Source organism: Amycolatopsis sp. NPDC049253 (genome assembly GCF_040678995.1).
In the GTDB taxonomy this organism is placed as follows: Bacteria; Actinomycetota; Actinomycetes; order Mycobacteriales; family Pseudonocardiaceae; genus Amycolatopsis.
On sequence record NZ_JBFAQX010000021.1, the window covers coordinates 54,931 to 74,543 of the forward strand.

General features: G+C 70.2%; 19 protein-coding genes and 1 pseudogene. 13 read left to right on the forward strand and 7 right to left on the reverse strand.

Annotation, left to right across the window (positions count from 1 at the left end):
• The first annotated feature begins 44 nt into the window (after positions 1 to 44).
• Entirely contained in the window at positions 45 to 1,391 is a 1,347-nt protein-coding gene (locus AB0K15_RS34350) for a DHA2 family efflux MFS transporter permease subunit (RefSeq protein WP_364060062.1), read from the forward strand.
• Between the two features lie 19 nt (positions 1,392 to 1,410).
• On the opposite strand, the gene AB0K15_RS34355 is transcribed toward AB0K15_RS34350, so the two are convergent.
• Positions 1,411 to 2,253, reverse strand: a complete 843-nt coding sequence (locus tag AB0K15_RS34355; protein WP_364060065.1) for a VOC family protein — start codon at positions 2,251 to 2,253, stop codon at positions 1,411 to 1,413.
• A 107-nt stretch (positions 2,254 to 2,360) separates the two neighbouring features.
• Between AB0K15_RS34355 and AB0K15_RS34360 the strand changes: the two genes are divergently transcribed.
• Positions 2,361 to 3,191, forward strand: a complete 831-nt coding sequence (locus AB0K15_RS34360; RefSeq protein ID WP_364060068.1) for a class I SAM-dependent methyltransferase — start codon at positions 2,361 to 2,363, stop codon at positions 3,189 to 3,191.
• On the opposite strand, the gene AB0K15_RS34365 is transcribed toward AB0K15_RS34360, so the two are convergent.
• Positions 3,134 to 3,781 carry a PadR family transcriptional regulator gene (locus AB0K15_RS34365; RefSeq protein WP_364060071.1) on the reverse strand — a complete coding sequence of 216 codons (648 nt, stop codon included), beginning with the start codon at positions 3,779 to 3,781 and terminating at the stop codon, positions 3,134 to 3,136. The two genes, AB0K15_RS34360 and AB0K15_RS34365, sit on opposite strands and share 58 nt — an antisense overlap.
• A 182-nt stretch (positions 3,782 to 3,963) precedes the next feature.
• Here AB0K15_RS34365 and AB0K15_RS34370 point away from each other — a divergent pair, with 182 nt between their 5' ends.
• The 3 genes from AB0K15_RS34370 to AB0K15_RS34380 all read left to right on the forward strand — a co-directional run bounded on the left by AB0K15_RS34370 (position 3,964) and on the right by AB0K15_RS34380 (position 7,130).
• Complete coding sequence (locus AB0K15_RS34370) at positions 3,964 to 5,616, forward strand: glutamate--tRNA ligase family protein (RefSeq protein WP_364060074.1); 1,653 nt, start codon at positions 3,964 to 3,966, stop codon at positions 5,614 to 5,616.
• Between the two features lie 104 nt (positions 5,617 to 5,720).
• Complete coding sequence (rlmN, locus tag AB0K15_RS34375; protein WP_364060077.1) at positions 5,721 to 6,827, forward strand: 23S rRNA (adenine(2503)-C(2))-methyltransferase RlmN; 1,107 nt, start codon at positions 5,721 to 5,723, stop codon at positions 6,825 to 6,827.
• 30 nt (positions 6,828 to 6,857) lie between these two features.
• The gene (locus tag AB0K15_RS34380) at positions 6,858 to 7,130 is read left to right on the forward strand and encodes a hypothetical protein (protein WP_364060080.1); all 273 of its coding nucleotides are present in this window, start codon (positions 6,858 to 6,860) and stop codon (positions 7,128 to 7,130) included.
• Between the two features lie 207 nt (positions 7,131 to 7,337).
• Here AB0K15_RS34380 and AB0K15_RS34385 read toward each other — a convergent pair whose 3' ends face one another.
• Together AB0K15_RS34385 and AB0K15_RS34390 are read right to left on the reverse strand one after the other, a co-directional pair.
• Positions 7,338 to 7,775: a hypothetical protein gene (locus AB0K15_RS34385; protein WP_364060083.1), complete on the reverse strand. Its 438-nt coding sequence runs from the start codon at positions 7,773 to 7,775 to the stop codon at positions 7,338 to 7,340.
• A gap of 139 nt (positions 7,776 to 7,914) precedes the next feature.
• Complete coding sequence (locus AB0K15_RS34390; protein WP_364060086.1) at positions 7,915 to 8,367, reverse strand: DUF3237 domain-containing protein; 453 nt, start codon at positions 8,365 to 8,367, stop codon at positions 7,915 to 7,917.
• A gap of 88 nt (positions 8,368 to 8,455) precedes the next feature.
• On the opposite strand from AB0K15_RS34390, the gene AB0K15_RS34395 reads away from it, so the two are divergent.
• From AB0K15_RS34395 to AB0K15_RS34405, 3 genes and pseudogenes are all read left to right on the forward strand, one after another.
• Positions 8,456 to 8,884, forward strand: coding sequence for a MarR family transcriptional regulator (locus tag AB0K15_RS34395; protein WP_364060089.1), 429 nt, complete (start codon positions 8,456 to 8,458; stop codon positions 8,882 to 8,884).
• Entirely contained in the window at positions 8,884 to 9,927 is a 1,044-nt protein-coding gene (gene trpS / locus AB0K15_RS34400; protein WP_364060092.1) for a tryptophan--tRNA ligase, read from the forward strand. The genes AB0K15_RS34395 and trpS overlap by 1 nt, the downstream gene beginning before the upstream one ends.
• 245 nt (positions 9,928 to 10,172) lie before the next feature.
• Positions 10,173 to 10,911, forward strand: a pseudogene (locus tag AB0K15_RS34405) (SDR family oxidoreductase).
• Positions 10,912 to 11,035: 124 nt separating this feature from the next.
• Here the strand turns inward: AB0K15_RS34405 and AB0K15_RS34410 are convergent.
• On the reverse strand, positions 11,036 to 11,881 hold the full coding sequence (locus AB0K15_RS34410; protein ID WP_364060095.1) for a helix-turn-helix transcriptional regulator: 846 nt from the start codon (positions 11,879 to 11,881) through the stop codon (positions 11,036 to 11,038).
• A gap of 85 nt (positions 11,882 to 11,966) precedes the next feature.
• Here AB0K15_RS34410 and AB0K15_RS34415 point away from each other — a divergent pair, with 85 nt between their 5' ends.
• The 3 genes from AB0K15_RS34415 (at position 11,967) to AB0K15_RS34425 (ending at position 14,696) form a co-directional block, all read left to right on the forward strand.
• Complete coding sequence (locus AB0K15_RS34415; RefSeq protein ID WP_364060098.1) at positions 11,967 to 12,743, forward strand: glucose 1-dehydrogenase; 777 nt, start codon at positions 11,967 to 11,969, stop codon at positions 12,741 to 12,743.
• Between the two features lie 556 nt (positions 12,744 to 13,299).
• Positions 13,300 to 14,100, forward strand: a complete 801-nt coding sequence (locus AB0K15_RS34420; protein WP_364060101.1) for a choice-of-anchor P family protein — start codon at positions 13,300 to 13,302, stop codon at positions 14,098 to 14,100.
• 5 nt (positions 14,101 to 14,105) lie between these two features.
• Positions 14,106 to 14,696 (forward strand): class F sortase, encoded by a 591-nt coding sequence (locus AB0K15_RS34425; RefSeq protein ID WP_364060316.1) that lies wholly within the window; start codon positions 14,106 to 14,108, stop codon positions 14,694 to 14,696.
• 63 nt (positions 14,697 to 14,759) lie between these two features.
• On the opposite strand, the gene AB0K15_RS34430 is transcribed toward AB0K15_RS34425, so the two are convergent.
• Entirely contained in the window at positions 14,760 to 15,008 is a 249-nt protein-coding gene (locus AB0K15_RS34430) for a hypothetical protein (RefSeq protein WP_364060104.1), read from the reverse strand.
• A gap of 110 nt (positions 15,009 to 15,118) precedes the next feature.
• Here AB0K15_RS34430 and AB0K15_RS34435 point away from each other — a divergent pair, with 110 nt between their 5' ends.
• Positions 15,119 to 16,501: an FAD-linked oxidase C-terminal domain-containing protein gene (locus tag AB0K15_RS34435; protein WP_364060107.1), complete on the forward strand. Its 1,383-nt coding sequence runs from the start codon at positions 15,119 to 15,121 to the stop codon at positions 16,499 to 16,501.
• Positions 16,502 to 16,628: 127 nt separating this feature from the next.
• Positions 16,629 to 18,395 carry an MFS transporter gene (locus tag AB0K15_RS34440; RefSeq protein WP_364060110.1) on the forward strand — a complete coding sequence of 589 codons (1,767 nt, stop codon included), beginning with the start codon at positions 16,629 to 16,631 and terminating at the stop codon, positions 18,393 to 18,395.
• 54 nt (positions 18,396 to 18,449) lie between these two features.
• On the opposite strand, the gene AB0K15_RS34445 is transcribed toward AB0K15_RS34440, so the two are convergent.
• On the reverse strand, positions 18,450 to 19,517 hold the full coding sequence (locus AB0K15_RS34445; protein ID WP_364060113.1) for an acyltransferase: 1,068 nt from the start codon (positions 19,515 to 19,517) through the stop codon (positions 18,450 to 18,452).
• Between the last annotated feature and the right edge of the window lie 96 nt (positions 19,518 to 19,613).

A 19,613-nucleotide genomic window follows, 5' to 3' on the forward strand; every position in this document is an offset into this window, starting at 1 on the left:
CGGTTCGTGGACCACCGAAGCGTCGGCGCGTTTCACTCGAGGTCATGACCGCCTCGACCCCACCTTCGACCCGCGAACGTTCCTCGGCCCGGCTCGCGCTCGCCGCGGTGTGCCTCGGGTTCGTGATGATCACGCTCGACGCGACCATCGTGAACCTCGCGCTGCCGGCCATCGGCGCCGAGTTCGGCGAACCGTCCACGGCCGCGCTGCAGTGGGTCGTCGACTCCTACACCGTCGCGCTCGCCGCGTTCCTGCTCACGTGGGGCGAGGCGGGGGACCGGTGGGGCTCGCGGCGCGTCTTCGAGATCGGCGTCGCGGTGTTCGTGCTCGCCTCGATCGCCTGTGCCGCAGCGGATTCCCTGCCGTGGCTCGTCGCCGCCCGCGCGGTGCAGGGGGCCGGCGCGGCGGCGCTGCTGCCGTCGTCGCTGGCGCTGATCGTGCACCAGTTCCCCGAAGCCGGCGCCCGGGCCCGCGCGCTCGGCGTGTGGGGCGGGATGAGCGGCGTCGGGCTCGCGGCGGGACCGATGCTCGGCGGCCTCGCGGTCGGGCTGGCCGACTGGCGGCTGGTCTTCGCGGTCAACGTGCCCGTCGGGTTGATCGCGATCGCGTTGACGCGCCGGTACGTCACCGAAACCACGCCGCGCCGGCAAGCCCGCATCGACGGCGTCGGGCAGGTCCTCGGCACGGCCGCGCTGGCCTGCGTGGTCGCCGGGTTCATCGAGGCCGGGCACGCGGGCTGGGCGGACGCGACCACGCTCGTGCTCGTCGGAGCCGGCGTCGTGGCCGGGATCGCGTTCGTGGTCGCGGAAATGGCGATCGCCGTGCCCGTGTTGCCGCTGGGTGTGCTGCGCGTGCGGGCCTTCGCTGTGGCGACGGCGATCGGCGGCCTGTTCAACTTCTGCCTCTACGGCACGCTGTTCTGCCTCGCCCTGTTCCTGCAACGCGTGTGGCACCTCAGCGCGCTCGTCGCCGGGCTCGCCCTCGTGCCACTCACGCTCGCGGTGGGGCTCAACGCGTTCTTCAGCGGCCGGCTCACGCACCGGTTCGGCTCGCGCCTGCCGATCGTCGCCGGCAGCCTCACGGCGCTGGTCGGCGCGGCGGGGATGGCGTTGCTGCCGGACGAGCGGTCGCCGGTGCTGCTGGTGGTCTTCTCGCTGGTCTTCGGGCTCTGCTCACTCGCGATGCCCGCGATGACGTCGCTGGCCATGAACGCGTTGCCCGGCAAAGCAGGCATCGCCGCGGGCGTGCTCAACGCGGCGCGCCAGACCGGCGGCGCGGTCGGCGTGGCGCTCGTCGGCGGGCTGTTGCCGGGCACGGCGATGTGGGTCGTGGCCGGGGGCTACGGCGGGATCGTCCTGCTGACGGCGTTGCTGCGGCCCCAGTCTTCGTGAGGCTCAGCCGTTGTGAGGCTCAGTCGTCGTAAGGGTCATCGACCTCGGCGCGGCCGACGTCGTCGAGGGTGCGCGAGTGGTCGATCACCGCGAACACCGCGCCGTCCGGGTCGGCGAGGATCGCCATGCGGCCGAAGGGCGTGTCGTACGGCTGGATCACCACGGACCCGCCGAGCATCAGCGCCTGGCCCGCAGTCGCGTCGCAGCCGCGCGCCGGGTCGACCTCGAAGTAGACGAGCCAGTGCGGGGGAGTGTCGCGGCTGTACTCCGGGCCCATCACGTAGCGGTAGAGCACAGGCGTGTGCTCGATGAGGTATTCCGCGTAGTCGACGGTCTCGCCGTCGCCGATCTGGTGGCTCGCGTAGTTGAAGAGCTTGGTGTAGAAGTGGTCGGCCGCCGCGCCGTCGTGCGCGTTGAGGTCGGCGCCGCTGAACGTGTTGGGGATCCCGGTCACGAACCGCCAGTCCTGCGGCGCTTCCCAAAACACCACGGGCGCGCCCGCCGCGTCGATCGCGTGCAGGATGCTGCCGCGCTCGGGGATCGCGACGGGTCCGAGCGTCACCCGGCCGCCGAGGTGCTCCACCCACTCGGCCGCGCTCGCGGTGTGCGGCACGGAGACGTGCAGCGTCCAGCCGGGCTCGGTCTGCACTCCGGCTTGGTAGAGACCGCCGGTCGGCTCGCCGGCGAGCGACGAGATCCAGTAGCGGCCGGTGGGCGTGGCGGGGTCGCGGCGCACGTCGTACTGCCAGCCGAACAAGCCCGTGTAGAACTGTTGCGACACCGCTTCGTCGCGACAGGCCACCTCGATCCAGCACGGGAGGCCGGCCGGAATCGCGCTTGTGCTGGCCGAACCGATGGTCATCGCGGCCTCCTCCCAGTGAGCAAGAAGTCTATTCGGTGCCCGTGATTTTTTCGCTGTGAGCCCCGGACCCCGGAACCGGCTCGCGGCCGACGTCGTTGGAGAAGTTCGTGCGATGGTTCCCCCGCTCCACAGGCCGGTCTCGGGCGACGGAGGTCTTGCCGAGCCCCAACATCTGGTACTACCAGCAGGCTTACGAGGTGGAGAACCGCGCGCAGGACGTCGACGGCGAGATCTGGCGCGTCCTGCGCGAGGAGTGCGACTGGACCGGACGCGACGTGCTCGACCTCGGTTGTGGTGACGGATTCCACTTGCCGCGCTTCGCCCGCGACGCGCGCTCAGTGCTCGGCGTCGAGCCGCACGCACCGCTGGCGCGCGACGCGGCGAAGCGTGTGCGGGAACTGCCGAACGTGTCCGTGCGCGAAGGCCGCGCGCAGCGGCTGCCGGTCGACGACGCGAGCGTCGACGTGGTCCACGCGCGCACGGCGTACTTCTTCGGCCCCGGCTGCGAGCCGGGGCTGCGTGAAGCGGAACGCGTGCTGCGGCCCGGCGGATCGATCCTGATCGTGGACCTCGACGCGACGAGCGAGCCCTACGGTGGCTGGCTGCGGGCGGATCTCCCGCACTACGACCCCGTGGAGATCGAGCGGTTCTTCGAAGGCGAGGGCTTCAACCTCCGGCGCGTGGCGACGCGCTGGTTGTTCACCGACCACGCCGCGATGGAGTCAGTGCTGAAGATCGAGTTCAGCGCGCAGGTCGCCGCGCGGGCCGTCGCCGAAGTGCACAAGCGCACGGTCAGCACAGCCGGCGGTGCCGGGGTGACGCTGCCGGTGGGCTATCGCGTGCACACGCGGGTCAAGCCCACCGGCCTCGTCCTGCCGGGTCACTCGGTTTCTTCCGGCGACTCGTCGGTTTCCTCGACCTCGCCGAGGATCGAGTAGACCGAGCGGCGTGCTTCGTTGAGCACGTCGACGACGCGGGCCTGCTGGCCCGGGCTGCCGGCGCGCATCACCTGCACGACCGCCGCCGCGAGCGTGGCGCCCGCCTTGCGAAGGTCGACCTCGACGGGGTCGACGTCCTCGGCGAAGTGCTCCCACGGCGGGGTGCCGGTCTGCTGCTCCGCGGCCGCGCGGCCCTCGTCGGTGAGCTCGAACAGCTTCTTGCCGTTCTCGTCCTTGCTCACGACCAGGCCTTCGTCGGCCAGCATCTGCAGCGTCGGGTAGATCGAGCCGGGGCTGGGCTTCCAGAAGCCGCCACTGCGCTCGCCGATCTCGCGGATGATCTCGTAACCGTGCCGCGGCTGTTCCGCGAGCAGGGTCAGGATCGCCGCGCGGACGTCACCGCGCCGGCCGCGACGCGGGCCGTGGCCTCGCCGTCCGCCGGGACCGCCGTGGCCTCGCCGGCCGCGACCCATCGGGCCGCCGGGGCCGAAGCCGAAGTCGCCGAACTCGCGGCCGAAGGGGCCGAAAGCGGGACGACCGTGTTCTCCGTGTTGGTGTGCGCCTCGCACACCGGGGTGAGGGTGCCTCATGTCGATGTTCCTTTCTCGAACGGTTGCGACTGGTTCACGATATATCGGAAACGGTCGGAGTGCAACGTGCCGACTGTCGGGGACCTGCGCGAGGCACGTTTGCGGTGGTCGGAGATACTCGAAGGAGTAGGAAGACGCCCCGTAACGACAGCCCTGACACGACCTGGGAGACCCGACCCCCCATGCTGGACCGAGTGGTCATCGACGCCCTGTTCCCCGCGGACCTGCCCGAGCCGGAGCACTGGGAGCAGCGCTACCCGGCGCGGCAGCTGCCCGACGGCGCGAAGGTGACCCGGTTCGGCCCGTCCCCCACGGGGTTCGTGCACATCGGCGGCATCTACGTCGCCACGATCGACCAGGACGTCGCCCGTCGGTCCGGCGGCCGCTACCTGGTGCGCGTCGAGGACACCGACCAGTCGCGCGAGGTCGAGGGCGCGCTGGAGCAATTCGAGCGCGGCTTCTCCTACTTCGGCCTGCAGGCCGACGAAGACACGCTGCGCGGCGGCGACTACGGCCCGTACCAGCAGTCGGGCCGCGAGCAGATCTACCTGTCCTACGTGCGGGAGCTGCTGCGCGAAGGCCGCGCGTACATCGACTTCGCGACGAAGGACGAGCTCGCGTCCATCACCGCGCGCCAGCAGGCCACGAAGCTTCCCACCGGCTATTACGGATCCTGGGCGATCTGGCGCGACGCCGACCCGGCCGACGTGCAGGCGAAGCTCGACGCCGGCGAACCGTGGGTCGTGCGGTTCCGCGCGCCCGACGACACCGGCGCGCGCGTGCGCTTCACCGACGCCATCCGCGGCACGATCGAGGCCGAGGCCAACCGCAACGACGTGGTGATCCTCAAGAGCTCAGACCAGAGCCCGCGGCTGCCGACCTACCACTTCGCGCACGCCGTGGACGACCACCTCATGCGCGTGAACCTCGTCATCCGCGGCGACGAGTGGATCTCGTCCGTGCCGGTGCACCAGCAGCTGTTCGACGCGCTCGGCTTCGAGCCGATCACCTACGCGCACATCGCCCCGCTGATGAAGCAGGAGGGCGGCAGCAAGCGCAAGCTGTCCAAGCGCAAGGACCCCGAGGCGTCGGTCGACTTCTACATCGAGGCCGGCTACCCGGTCGAGGCCGTCCTGTACTACCTGCGCGGGCTCGCCAACGGCCGCCTCGCCGAGCTGCCGCTGGCCCAGGCGCTGGACGAGCCGATCAACCTCGACGAGATGGGCGTCGCGGGACCGCTCGTGGACCTCGTGAAGCTCGACGACATCTCCGCCGACCACATCGCGACGATGTCCGGCGCGGAGATCCTCGCCGCCGTCCGCACGTGGGCGCAGCGCTTCGACCCGGAGCTGCTGTCGGTGCTCGATTCGTCGGAGGAGCTGGCCCTGCGCGCGCTGGCCGTCGAACGCGAAGGCGCCGAGAACCCGCGCAAGGACCTCAAGAAGTGGAGCGAGTTCCGCGCGGTCTACGGGTTCTTCTTCCCGCAGCTGCACGCCCCCGTGACCGGCCCGGACGACGAGCGCATCGCCGCGCTGGGCGTGGCGCCGGACGTCGTGCGCGCCGTCGCCTCCGACTTCGTCGCGAACTACCGGCAGCTCGACGACGGCCAGGAGTGGTTCCAGCAGATCCGTGACGTCGCGGCGAAGCACGGTTTCGCCAAGAACGCCAAGGAACTCAAGAAGGACCCCGACGCATACCCGGGCTCGATCCGCGAGGCCTCGCAGATCATCCGCATCGCGATCACCGGCTCCACCCGCAGCCCGGACCTGCACTCGATCACGCAGGCGCTGGGCCGCGACGAGACCCTGCGGCGGTTCGAGACGCTGACCGCTTGATCGCAGGCGTCGTGCCCTCGTCTCGGCCGCCGGCGGTGACCGGCGGCACACGGTCGGGGGAGTGCTGACGGCGTGTCCGGTGGACGTGGAATACTGGATCGGTTATGACTGCTCTCCCCCTTGTTTTCGACGCGCCCAAGCGCGGCCTGCCGCCGCGTCACCTCGCCGACCTCACCTCCGCCGAGCGGGCCGAGGCCGTGGTGGAGCTGGGGGAGAAGGCCTTCCGCGCGAAGCAGCTGTCGAACCACTACTTCTCGCGCCTGACCGTCGACCCGGCCGACATGACGGACATCCCCGCGGCCGCGCGTGAGCGTCTGGTCGCGGACCTGATGCCCTCGCTGCTCACCGAGGTCCGCGCCCTGTCCGCCGACGCCGGCGCCACGCGCAAGACCCTGTGGCGCGCCCACGACGGCACGCTGCTCGAGAGCGTGCTCATGCGCTACCCGGACCGCGCGACGCTGTGCATCTCGAGCCAGGCCGGCTGCGGCATGGCGTGCCCCTTCTGCGCCACCGGCCAGGGCGGCCTCGACCGCAACCTCTCGACGGCCGAGATCGTCGACCAGGTCCGCTCCGCCGCCGCCGTCATGCGCGACGGCGACATGCCCGGCGGACCCGGCCGCCTGTCGAACATCGTGTTCATGGGCATGGGCGAGCCGCTCGCGAACTACAAGCGGGTGGTGGCCGCGGTGCGGCGGATTACGGAGCCGGCTCCGTCGGGTTTGGGGATCGGTCAGCGTTCGGTGACGGTGTCGACGGTGGGTTTGGCGCCGGCGATCCGGAAGCTGGCGGACGAGAAGATGCAGGTGCGTCTGGCGGTGTCGCTGCACACCCCGGATGACGAGCTGCGGGACACGCTGGTGCCGGTGAACAACCGCTGGTCGGTGGATGAGGTCTTGTCGGCGGCGCGGTATTACGCGGACACGTCTGGTCGGCGGGTGTCGATCGAGTACGCGTTGATCCGGGACATCAACGACCAGCCGTGGCGGGCGGAGTTGCTGGCGAAGCGGTTGCGCAAGCACTTGGGTCAGCTGGTGCACGTGAACGTGATCCCACTGAACCCGACGCCGGGTTCGAAGTGGGACGCGTCGCCGAAGCCGGTGGAGCGGGAGTTCGTGCGGCTGGTGAACGCGGGGGGCGTAGCCTGCACCGTGCGCGACACCCGCGGCCAGGACATTGCGGCGGCGTGTGGCCAGTTGGCTGCCGAAGGCTGAGTTTTTCGTTTCAGTGATGGGAAAGTTCTTGTGATTTCAACCCCGTGTCTGCTGGACCCGGCTGCCGAGGAACTCAAGCTGCGCGACATCTCCGGCGGGGTGGCGGTGGCCCGCGCGGCCCGCACGCTGCTGGGCGAGCGGTTTGATTCGGAGAGCTTCATGTACGTGCTGATGCGCGCGTACTCGGTGGACTTCCACGCCGCCCGCGACGCGGCCCGTTGGCAGGGCTTCGGCGAAAGCCCGCGGGCGTTGTCGGATGCGGATCTTGAGGTGCTGCTCGCGCCCTGGCTCGCCACGCGGTAGCTACGGAGATCGACTCGGCTGCTTCTGGCATGGCCAATCGGCCACTCGGTCGCTCAGTCACGAGAACGGTTACGGGAGCACGCGATCCTCGCTGCCATTTCGTCCACATCGGACAGAGCTCACCACTGACCGCTGGCCGAGCAGAACCATGCCCTACGTGATCACAGACGCCTGCGTCGGCGGAATGGACTGCAGGTGCGTCGCCGGTCATCGTTTGTAGCGGAAGTGCGGCGCTGCTTTCGGGGTGTTCATCGAAACCGTCGCGACGAGCTGCAGGGCCAGCTGGCCGATCGGGAGCAGGGTTTTGAGGACACTCGACGGAGCGACCCAGAAGCTGAGGCCGTACCGCGCGGTCATCGCGCCGATCGAGAGGACGGCCAGGATCGTGAGCAGCGTAAGGAGGCTGCGGGCCCATCTCGCGCCCGCGCGCATCTTCACGGCCAGGAACAGGATTCCGGCTTCCAGCGCGACCACGAGTGCGGCGCTGCCGGTGGTCTGGACGCCGGCCAGAAGTTGGGCGAGGACGACGAGCACTGCCACGCCGACGAGCACCAGCCACAGGACGAACGCGAGGGTGACCGCGGCGGGAGGACGGGGCTTCATCCGTCGTGCGGTGGCCGGGCCGGCGTCCTCGGTGTTCGTCACCGGCTCACTGTAGGGCGCCGCCTGGCCGGCGGTGCTGCGGTTGGATAACTGTTGCCGGGTAGGCGCCCCGGTCACGAGTGGCGCAGCTGCGGCCACAGCGTAGTTCCTCGGTCTCGAAACGGTGTCCAGGCCGCCCGCGCTATCGCACCTCGAAGACGTCGACCTGCACCGTCGACTGCGTGCGCGCGCCCTGGGCGACGGTGACCACGCGGTTGAGCCACTCGGTCCGCGGGCCGCAGGCTTCGAACAGCAGGCACTCGCGGAAGTAGTACGAGTCCGGAGCGACGTCTTCGCCCGCTGCCAGCCGCCGCATGATCTCGGCGGGGCCGTGGCGCAGGCCGCGGCCGGTCAGGTAGACGAGATCGTCGTGTTCGGTGCGCAGGATGGCGCGCACGTCGATTTCCGCGACGCCGTCGGGGCGGATGAGCTGGAAGTCGGCGCCGCCGGGGAGCACCTCGCCGCTGAAGCGCTCGCCGGTGAAGGTGCCGCCCAGGATGTCGATCACGCGGCGTTCGCCGTGGGGTCCGTTGTGGACGGTCTTCGGCGGGGCGAGCCGGACGTCGAGGGTGAACAGGGGCACGAGGTCGAGCACGACGGAACTCCTTCGGGCGGCGGTGCGGTGTCCGCCACTGTAGTACACTCGTGTACGAAATATTCGTACACGAGAGGTCGGAGGGATCGTGGCCGGGCTGAGGAGCAACCACGTGATCATGTTGCGCCGGGCAGTGCAGGCCACCACCGCGTGCTGGCAGGAGCGGATCACGGAGATCACGCCGCCGCAGTACACGGTGCTGCTCGCGCTGGAGAGCAGCCCGCGGTCGAGCCTCACCGAGGTCACGGCGACGACGATGATCGACTCCGCCACGCTCACGCCGCTGGTCACCCGCCTCGTCGAACGCGGCCTGGTGACGCGCACGACGGACCCGGCCAGCGCGCGCCGCAAGCTGCTGAGCCTCACCGGCGAGGGGGCGGACGTGCTGAAGAAGGTCAAGCCCCGCGCCCGTGCGGCGGAGAAGGCCAGCCTCGAAGCGCTGAGCGCCGGCGAGCGCCAGCAGCTGCTGACGTTGACGACGAAGATCGTCGACCACCACCGGGGACGGAACGCGTGATGGCCGAGGTCGAACCCGCCGTCGCGCGCAGTGCCGAGCTCGAAGCGGAGATCCTCGCCGCGCCGTCGAACTTCCGCGTCCTGACCGGCGACCGCCCGACCGGGCCGCTGCATCTGGGCCACTACTTCGGCACCCTGCAGAACCGCGTCCGCCTGCAGAACCTGGGCGTCGACACGATCCTGGTCATCGCCGACTACCAGGTGCTGACCGACCGCGACGTCGCCGACGACCTGCCCGGCCACGTCCGCGAGCTGGTGCTGGACTACCTCGCCGTCGGCATCGACCCCGCCCGCTCGACGGTGTTCACCCACAGCGCGCTGCCGGCGCTCAACCAGCTGCTGCTGCCGTTCCTCAGCCTGGTCACCGTGCCCGAGCTGCAGCGCAACCCGACGGTCAAGGACGAAATCGCGCACTCCCACCAGGGTTCGGTCAGCGGCCTGATGTTCACCTATCCCGTGCACCAGGCGGCCGACATCCTCTTCTGCAAGGCCAACCTCGTCCCGGTGGGCCGTGACCAGCTCCCGCACCTCGAGCTGACTCGGGCCGTCGCGCGCCGGTTCAACGACCGCTACGGCCGCGTCTTCCCGGAGCCGGAGGCGCTGTTGTCCTCGGCGCCGTCGCTGCTCGGCACGGACGGCCGGAAGATGAGCAAGAGCCGTGGCAACGCGATCGCGCTGCGGGCCTCGGCGGACGAGACGGCCCGGCTGCTCAAGGGCGCCAAGACGGATTCCGAACGCGTGATCACCTACGAGCCGCAGCGGCGGCCGGAGGTGTCGAGCCTGGTGCTGCTGGCCGCGCTCTGCCGGGGCGTCGATCCGCGGGAGATCGCGGAGGAGGCGGGTGCGGGCGGTGGCGGCACGCTCAAACGCATCGTGACCGACGCGGTCAACGACCACTTCGCGCCGATCCGCCGTCGCCGGGCCGAGTTCGCCGGCGACCCGGCCCTCGTGCCGGAGTTGCTGCGCGACGGCAACCTCCGCGCGGGCGCCGCGGCGGAGGCGACGCTCGCGCAGGTGCGGGAGGCGATGTCCACGGTGTACTGAACCGGGGACTTCGAGTATCGCAAAACGTGGTATTCGCCGTAATCGGGATGACGTCCGGACGCTGTTTTCGTGTGATGGGGGTAAGAATCCCGTTTTTTGGTGTGCCCCTTGCGTTCTGATGTCCCGGACGTCGCGGCGAATCAATTTCCGCCGGAATCGGCTCAAGTTCCGCGTGCGCACCTGGCGTCGGCGCAAATCGGCGGATTACCTGGCGGCGACACCACACACTGATGCGGAGAGCTGCGATGACTGAGACCACCACCCCGCGCGTTGCCGTCGTGACAGGCGGTTCCGGCGGGATCGGCCGAGTCGTGGCCACACGCCTGGCCGCGGACGGCATGCACGTGCTCGTGCACTACGCGGGCGGGAAGGCCCGGGCCGACGAGGTGGTCGAGGAGATCACCGCCGCCGGTGGCGTCGCGAGCACCGCCCGGGCCGACGTCGCCGACGAGGTCGAGGTCGCGGCCCTGTTCGACGCCGTGGAGCAGCGCTACGGCGGCCTCGACGTCGTGGTGCTCACCGCCGGGATCATGCCGTTGTCGCCGTTCCTGGACCTGAAGCTCGACGAGCTGGACCGCGTCCACCGCACGAACATCCGCGGCACTTTCGTGGTCAGCCAGGAGGGTCTGCGCCGGATGCGCGCGCGGCGCGCTGATCAACACCTCGACCTCGGTGACCAAGCTGCAGCAGGTCAACTACAGCGCTTACGTCGCGTCCAAGGGCGCGGTCGAGGCGATCACGCTGATGCTCGCGCGGGAAATGCGCAGGCGCGACATCACGGTCAACACCGTGTCCCCGGGGCCGACGGAAACGCCGCTGTTCATCCACGGCAAGTCGCAGGAACTGATGGACCGCATCGCGGCGCAGTCGCCCATGGAGCGGCTCGGCCGGCCCGGGGACATCGCCGAGGTCGTCGCCTTCCTCGCCGGTCCGGGCCGGTGGGTCAACGGCCAGATCATCTTCGCCAACGGCGGAGTCGTCTGATTCCGCGGTTCATCCGGAAGGACATCGCTGTGTCTCAGATCGTGCTCATCACCGGTGAGGCGAGTCGAGGGGGCTCCCGCTTCTCTGTGCGCCTGCGCCTGAAGCGCTCGCGGTGTTCTGAGCGTCAGCTGGTCACGTCCATGCGCTGGGTGCCGATCACCGACAGCAGCCGCAGGGCTTCCTCCGAGGGCGAGCCCGGCACGGCGGTGTAGATCACCACGTGCTGGTCGCGGTCGGTCAGGTCGAGCACGTCGCAGTTGACCGTGAGGGGGCCGACCACCGGGTGCCGGAAGGTCTTGCGCAGGCCGGGCTGCGCGGCCACGTCGTGCGAAGCCCACAGGCGCGCGAAGTGCTCGCTGCCGGCGAGGAGGTCGTGGACGAGCTCGGTCACCTCGGGGTCGTCCGGGTAGCGGGCGGCCGTGGCGCGCAGGTTACGGGCGGCGTAGCGGGCGAACTCGTCGGCGTCGGACACGCCGTAGAGGCGTTGGTCGTCGGAGCGCAGGAAGACGCGGCGGATCAGGTTGCGGTCGAGCCGGGGCAGCGCGGAGAAGTCCTCCATCAGGGCGGCGGCGAGGTCGTTCCAGGCGATCACCTCGTACGTCGCCGACATCACCATCGCGGCGGCCTGCGGCAGCCGGTCCAGCAGGTCGAGGATGCTCTGGCGCACGACGCGCGACGGCCCGGGCAGCGGCACCGCGGGTTCGCCGGCGAGGTGGTGCAGGTGCTCGCGTTCGGCGTCGCTCAGGCGCAACGCGCGGGTGAGCCCGCCGAGCACCTCGCGCGACGGGCGCGGGCCGCGGGCCTGTTCGAGGCGGGTGTAGTACTCGGTCGAGATGAACGCCAGCTGCGCCACCTCCTCGCGGCGCAGCCCCGGCGTGCGGCGGCGCGGCCCCGCGGGCAGCCCGACGTCGGCCGGGGTGATCCGCTCGCGCCGGCTGCGCAGGAAGCCGGCCAGTTCTCGCCTGTCCACGCTTCCAGTATCCGCGCCTCGAGGCGCTCAGCCAGGTACTGCCGATGCCTGAATGCGCCCGCCGCGGCGGGCGCAGCCTGGGCTCATGGAACTTCACGAAACACCCGGCCTGCTGGCCGGCAAGGTCGCTTTCATCTCCGGCGCGGGCCGGGGCATCGGTGCCGCCGCCGCGCGCCTGTTCGCCCGGGAAGGCGCGCGTGTGCTGCTGGCAGCCCGCACGGAAACCCAGCTCAAGGCCGTGACCGAAGAGATCCGCGCCGCCGGCGGCACCGCCGACTACGTGCTCTGCGACCTTGCCGACGCCGCCAGTGTGCGAGGCGCCGTCGACCGCGCGGCCGAGCTCCACGGCCGCCTCGACATCGCCTTCAACAACGGCGCCACGATCCAGCAACCCGGCCCGATGGACCGCCTGACCGAGGCCGAGTTCGACCACGTCTTCGCCGTGAACCTCAAGGGCGTCTGGCTCGCCATGGCCGCGGAGGTCGCCGTCATCCGCGCGACGGCGGGCACGGGCGCCATCGTGAACACGTCGTCGGTCGGCAGCCTGCGCGGCAACCCCGAGCTGCCCGCATACGGCGCCATGAAGCGGGCCGTCAACAGCCTCACCGAGTCCGCCGCGGTCACGTATGGCCCCGAAGGCATCCGCGTCAACGCCATCAGCCCGGGCAACACCCTCACCGAGATGATCCGCGCGTGGGAGGCGGAATCGCCGGGCCTGCAGGACCGCCTCGTCGCCGCCACGCCCCTGCGCCGCGGCGCCGAGCCGGCCGAGATCGCGGAGGCCGCAGCCTGGCTCCTGAGCGACCGCGCCTCCTACGTGACGGGCGCCCTCCTCCGCGTCGACGGCGGCGCGGGAGTCTGAGCCCCGAAAGCCGACCGGCTGTCCGGACTGCTACTTGCTGAAGGTTCCCGGCCGCACGGCCCGGAGCGACGTCCTTTTTCTGGTCGTCGGCACGACGGCGGATCACGACGTCGTGCTGACCGGCGGCGAGTGAATGCCACTCGACGCTCCATAGTGGACAATTCCACGCGACGATTTCCCACGCGGAGTTTTACGAGAAACCCACGAGCCGCCGTATCGGTCACATGACGCTGAGTACCGGCCGATCACCCATCCCCAGGATCACCCCGAAGAGTGGTGGCGCGAGCAACCCGCCAAGTAGGTGCCAGTACGCCCTAGCGCAGAGTGAGAAAACTCGGCCAAAACCACAGCGTTACATCACTCTTTAGTGGTGAAACTGCGGAAAACGTGGTCACTGACTCGGCTGATCGACGCGCTGCGCAGTGGATCTTGCTTTGCAATTCCGGGCCCCCTTGATAGCGTCGCGTTCTCGCCGGTGATCGACAGTTGCGTCGGGTCACGCGTGGATTCGGGGATCCGCGGGCGGTTCCATTCTTGGTGTTCGAAAGGACAATTCATGCGTTCTGCCCTGCTGCGCGGACGGACCCTCGTGGTCGCCGCTCCAGCCCTCGCCCTGCTCGCCACCGCCGCCCCCTCGGCGGTCGCCGCCGACGCGCCCGCAGGGTCGGCCTACGGCGCGTCCGCGTCGGTTTCGCTGCTGGCGGGAGTGCTGGGGGACAAGGGAATCTCCGTGGAGACGGGCAAGATCGCGCCGTCGAACACGGACGGTCCCACGTCCGCGGAGGTGGTCAACGTGCCGCTGAAGGGCCTGGTCACGGCGAAGGCGGTCAGCAGCTCCGCGAAGGAGACCGACGGCAAGGTCGCCTCCAAGGCTTCCATCGTCGACGCCGCGCTGCCCGTGCTCGCCCCGCTCGCGGGCGCGACGCCGAAGGCGCGCGTCATCAGCTCCGAGTGCACGTCGACGCCCGACGGCATCACCGCGTCGTCCGAGCTCGCGGGCCTGGACCTCGGCCGCATCGGCAAGCTGCCCGTGGGCACCGCGCCGAACCAGAAGATCGGCGTGCCCGGGGTGGTGCAGGTGATCGTGAACGAGCAGATCAAGCACGACGACGGCTCCCTCACCGTCAACGCGCTGCACGTGAAGCTCCTCGGTGGCAAGGCCACCGGCGCGCTGGGCAGCGGCGACATCGTCCTCGCCTCCTCCACCTGCGCGAAGGTCGCCGCGACGCCGAGCGCGCCCACCCAGCCCACCGCCCCCGCGAAGCCGCCGGCCCAGGGCCCCGGCCAGGTCACCGTCATCCCGGCCGGCGCGCCGGAGACCGGTGACGGCTCGCTCGCCACGGTGTTCGCTCAGTGAGTGGAGTGACCCGCCGCCGGTACGGGCTCTTCGCCCTGCTGCTGGCCCTCGTCGCCACCTTCGCCCTGTCCGGCTGCGGTTCGGAAACGACCCCGGCCCAGCAACCGGCCGCGCCCGCGAGCGCCGCACCCGTGATCGGGCTCGCGCGGTCGGTGCCGGTGTCGCTCGACGTGCCGAGCATCGACGCGCACTCCTCGCTCGTGCCGCTGGGTCTCAACGCCGACAAGACCGTCCAGGTCCCGCCGGTGACCGAACCACTGCAGGCGGGCTGGTACTCCAACAGCCCGACGCCGGGCCAGGTCGGCCCCGCCGTGGTGCTCGGGCACATCGACGGCAACCACCAGAAGGGCATCTTCTGGCGGCTGCACGAGGTGAAGAAGGGCGACCAGGTCGTGATCGGGCGCCAGGACGGGTCGAAGGCCACCTTCACCGTTACGAAGGTCGACCAGATCGCGAAGAAGGAGTTCCCCACCGAAGCGGTCTACGGCAACACCACCGACCCGCAGATCCGCCTCATCACGTGCGGCGGGGCGTTCGACGCCGCCGCGCACAGCTACCTCGACAACATCATCGTCTACGGCACGCTCAACACGTAGACGTCCCCGGACCAGGGCCCTGTCGTCTCGCGCTCGGGCGAGCCGACAGGGCCCTGCTGTTTCTCATGCCGCCGCGGCCACCGTCGTCAGCATGGCCGCGCCCGCCGGCGTCAGCTCCGCCGGCACCTGCTGCCCGACGAGCCCGAGCCGCGCCGGGCGCACGAGACCCTCGTGGGCCAAGGCGTGGGCGGTGAACTGGTCGCAGCACGGCAGGCCGTCGACGAACAGGTCCGGTTCGGCGCTGCAGGTCACCTTCGCGCGCCCGGCGGCGACGGCCCGCAACATCGCGATCCCGCGTGCAGTGGTTCCCATGGCTGCCTCCTGAAGTCGGTCTCTACTCCTACGTCGAAGCAGAGGCCGCCGTTTCGACATCCCGGCGCCCTAACCTGGCGGGAGAAGCCGCAACGCGATCGGGAGCGCCCATGTTGATCGAAGACCTGCAAGCCGTCCTGCCGCCCGAGGTCCTCGTGCGCGACCCCGACGTGCTGCGCGGCTTCGCCCACGACGAGGCCGAATGGGCGCCGTGGACGCTGCCCGAGGTCGTGGTGCGGCCCCGCTCGGCCGAAGACGTGCAGGCCACGGTCAAGGTCTGTCTCAAGCACGGCACGCCCCTGGTCACGCGGGGCGCCGGCACCGGGCTGTCCGGCGGAGCCAACGCCGTGGCCGGCTGCGTGGTGCTCGTCACCGACCGCATGACGGCGATCCACGAGATCGACGCCGTCGAGCGCCTCGCCGTGGTCGGCCCGGGCGTCGTGAACGACGACCTGCGCGCCGCCTGCGCCGAGCACGGCCTGTGGTACCCGCCGGACCCGGCGAGCTCCCCGTGGTCGACGATCGGCGGCAACGTCGCCACCAACGCGGGCGGCGTGTGCTGCGTGAAGTACGGCGTGACCCGCGACTACGTGCTCGGCCTGCAGGTCGTCACGGGCACCGGTGAGCTCGTGCGGCTCGGGCGCCGCACCGCGAAGGGCGTGGCGGGCTACGACCTCGCCGGCCTGATGGTCGGCTCCGAGGGCACGCTCGGCGTCATCACCGAGATCACCGTGCGCCTGCGCGCCCGGCGTGCGCCCGAGAGCACGGTGGCGGGCTACTTCGACTCCACCGTCGCCGCGGGCGAAGCGGCCGCTGCGATCCGGGCGGCCGGCGTGGTGCCCTCGGCGCTGGAGCTGGTCGACCGGCACTGCCTCGTCGCCGTGGACGAGTGGAAGAACATGGGGCTCTCGGCCGACGCGGAGGTGGTGCTGCTGGGTCGCAGCGACGCGCCGGGCGCGGCGGGGGAGCACGAGGCCGCCGTGATGCTCGAGTGCTTCGAGAAGGCGGGCGCCACCTGGGCGGCGCAGTCGTCGGACCAGGCGGAGGCCGACGCGCTGTTCGCCGCGCGGCGGCAGGCGTACCCGGCGCTGGAGCGGCTCGGCCCGCTGCTGACCGAGGACGTCTGCGTGCCCACCCACCTCGTGCCCGAGATGCTCGCGCGCATCGACCTCGCGGCGAAGCGGCACAACACGCTCATCGCCAACGTCGCGCACATCGGCGACGGCAACCTGCACCCGTTGCTCAGCACGCCGGTGGGCGACGAGGACGCGCGGCGGCGCGCGCAGGCCGCGTTCGACGACATCGTGGCCGACGCGCTGGCCCTCGGCGGCACCGTGACCGGCGAACACGGCGTGGGCCTGCTCAAGCGGCCGGGGCTGGAAAACGAGCTCGGACCGGCCGTTCTGCAGATGCACCAGGCCGTGAAAAACGCGCTGGACCCGCAGGGAATCCTCAATCCCGGGAAGGTTTTTGCTGTTCACTCGGTCGAGTGAACATAAAGAGTCCTCAAAGGACGGTGATCATCCTGTGACGGTTCTCTCGTAACCGATTTGCGAAGTTGGTTGCCACAGGCAAGCAACTTGCTTAGCCTAGCTAAGGGAACGAGAGAAAGGTTTCACTGTGGCCGAGCGCAGAACGTATTCACTCGCGGAACTGGGCCCGCGATACAAGTGGATCGCGCTGTCCAACACGACGCTGGGCATGCTGATCGCGACGATCAACTCGTCGATCGTGCTCATCGCGCTGCCCGACATCTTCAAGGGCATCGGGATCAACCCGCTGGAGCCGGCCAACACCAGCTACCTGCTGTGGATGATCATGGGCTTCCTGGTGGTCACCGCCGTACTGGTGGTGAGCTTCGGGCGGCTGGGGGACATGTACGGCCGGGCCAGGATGTACAACCTCGGCTTCGCGGTGTTCACCGTGTCGTCCATCTTCCTGGCCGTCACCTGGTTCGACGGTGACGCGGCGGCGCTCTGGCTGATCGGCTGGCGCATCGTGCAGGGCATCGGCGGCGCGTTCCTGATGGCGAACTCGTCGGCCATCCTCACCGACGCGTTCCCGGCCAACCAGCGTGGTCTCGCGCTGGGCATGAACGGTGTCGCGGCGATCGCGGGTTCGTTCCTCGGCCTGGTCGTCGGCGGCGTGCTCGCGCCGGTCGACTGGAACCTGATCTTCCTGGTGTCGGTGCCCTTCGGCGTGGTCGGCACGATCTGGGCGTACGTGAAGCTGCACGACACCGGGGTGCGCAAGCACGCGAAGATGGACTGGTGGGGCAACATCACCTTCGCGGTCGGCCTGATCGCGGTGCTGGTGGGCATCACCTACGGCATCCAGCCCTACGGCTCGTCGCCGACCGGCTGGGGCAGCCCGATGGTGCTCTCGTGCCTCATCGGCGGCGTCGCGGTGCTGATCGGGTTCATCGTCATCGAGACCAAGGTGGCCAACCCGCTGTTCCGGCTGTCGCTGTTCCGGATCCGGTCGTTCAGCTGGGGCAACCTCGCGAACCTCACGGCGTCGCTCGGGCGCGGTGGCCTGCAGTTCATCCTGATCATCTGGCTGCAGGGCATCTGGCTGCCACAGCACGGCTACACCTTCGAGCAGACGCCGCTGTGGGCCGGCATCTACATGCTGCCCATGACCGTCGGCTTCCTGGTGTCCGCGCCGACGGCCGGCATCCTGTCCGACCGCATCGGCAGCCGGCTGCTCGCGTCGAGCGGCCTGGTGATCACCGCGATCACCTTCCTGCTGCTGATCCTGCTGCCGGTGAACTTCAACTACTGGGCGTTCGCGGCGATCCTGCTCGTCAACGGCATCGGCATGGGCATGTTCTCCTCGCCCAACCGCGCCGAGGTGATGAACAGCCTGCCGGCCGACGCCCGCGGCTCCGGCGCGGGCATGATGACCACGTTCCAGAACGCGGCCATGGTGCTCTCGATCGGCTTCTTCTTCAGCCTGATCATCGCGGGCCTGTCGGACAACCTCCCCACGGCGATGTTCCAGGGCCTCACCGCCCACGGCGTGGCGGCCGGGCCGGCCAACCAGGTGGCGCACCTGCCCGCGGTGGCCGTGCTCTTCGCGGCGTTCCTCGGCTACAACCCGATCCAGCAGCTGCTGGGCGGCCAGCTGGGCACGCTGCCGCCGGACCAGGCGTCGTTCCTGACCGGGCGCAGCTTCTTCCCGAACCTGATCTCGGGTCCGTTCCAGGACGGCCTGGCCGTGGCGTTCGGCTTCGCCATCGTGGTCTGCCTGATCGGCGCGGTCGCGTCCCTGCTCACGAAGGACAAGGGCAAGACGTCGGAATCGGTGGGTGAGGAGCTGGCCGCGGTCGCCGGGGAGTCCGGCGGCGGGCCGAGCGAGCTGGTGGCGCCGACCGGCGAACGCTGACCATTTCGGGTGCACGGGCCGCTCCGGGATTCGTTCCCGGGGCGGCCCTTTTCGTTACGCCGGAACGGGCTCTTTCGCCGGGGCCGGCTCGGGGCGCTTCGCCGTGACCCGCCGGCCGAGCGCGATCATCGGCAGCTCGACCCAGCGGTAGAGCAGGTCGGCCATCAGCAGCGCGACGGCCGTGACGCCGACCGCGGTGAGCGTGCGCGGGTGGGCCAGCTGCGGCACCAGCCCGGCGAGCGTCCAGCCGGCGATGGACTGGATGAGGTAAAGCGAGTACGACCGCTCCCCGACGAACCGCAGCGGTTTCACCGACAGCACCCGGCTCAGCGGCCCGCCCGCGACCAGCGACGGCAGCAGCAGCGCCACGAGCACCGCGTAGGCCGTGCCGACCGCGACGCCACCGTCGTCGTGCAGGACGACGGTGAGGTCGGTGAAGAACACCTGCACCACCACGATCGCCGCGGCGACGACGAGGCCTGCCGCCGGGTGCGTGAAGGGTTTGAGCACCGCGAACCCCTTGCGGTGGTGGAGAACGATCGCCACCGTGCAGCCGATGACGATGGACGCGTACGCACCGGAGTACGGCAGCACGGGCACCAGCGCGACCAGGAGCACCACGAGTGCCGCGCCGAGCCCCAGTCGCTTCGCGAACCCCAGCCCCGCCACGCCGAACGCCAGCAGCGGCCACACCAGGTAGAACTTCTGCTCGACGCCGAGCGTCCACGCCACCCCGAACACCCCGGCGACGTGGAACTCGTTGAGGAACGTCGCGAACCAGGGGAGCGCGCCGAACAGGCCGCTGGAGCGCAACTCGCCCCTGGCGAACGTGACCACCACGAAGAGCCCGAGCACCACGTAGTACACCGGCAGGATCCGGAACGCCCGCCGCAGGTAGAAGTTCTTGAGCGAGACGCGGCCGGCGCGGTCCTCCTCGCGCAACGCCAGCGTCGTGATCAGGAACCCGGACAGCACGAAGAACACGTGCACCCCGATCCACCCGTTCGCGCGCGCCCAGGCGGCCCCGCCGAAGTGGAACACCACCACCAGCACCGCGGCGATCGCCCGCACCCCGTCGAACGCCGGGAACCGCCGGGTGGCGAGGTAGGTTTCGTGGGTCATCAGCATGAGCTCCCCCGGTCCGCCACCCGACTGCTCGCGTACTGTAAACGGGCCCGAGTGATATTCACTCTTTGGGGTGACTCGTGCTGGTCAGGG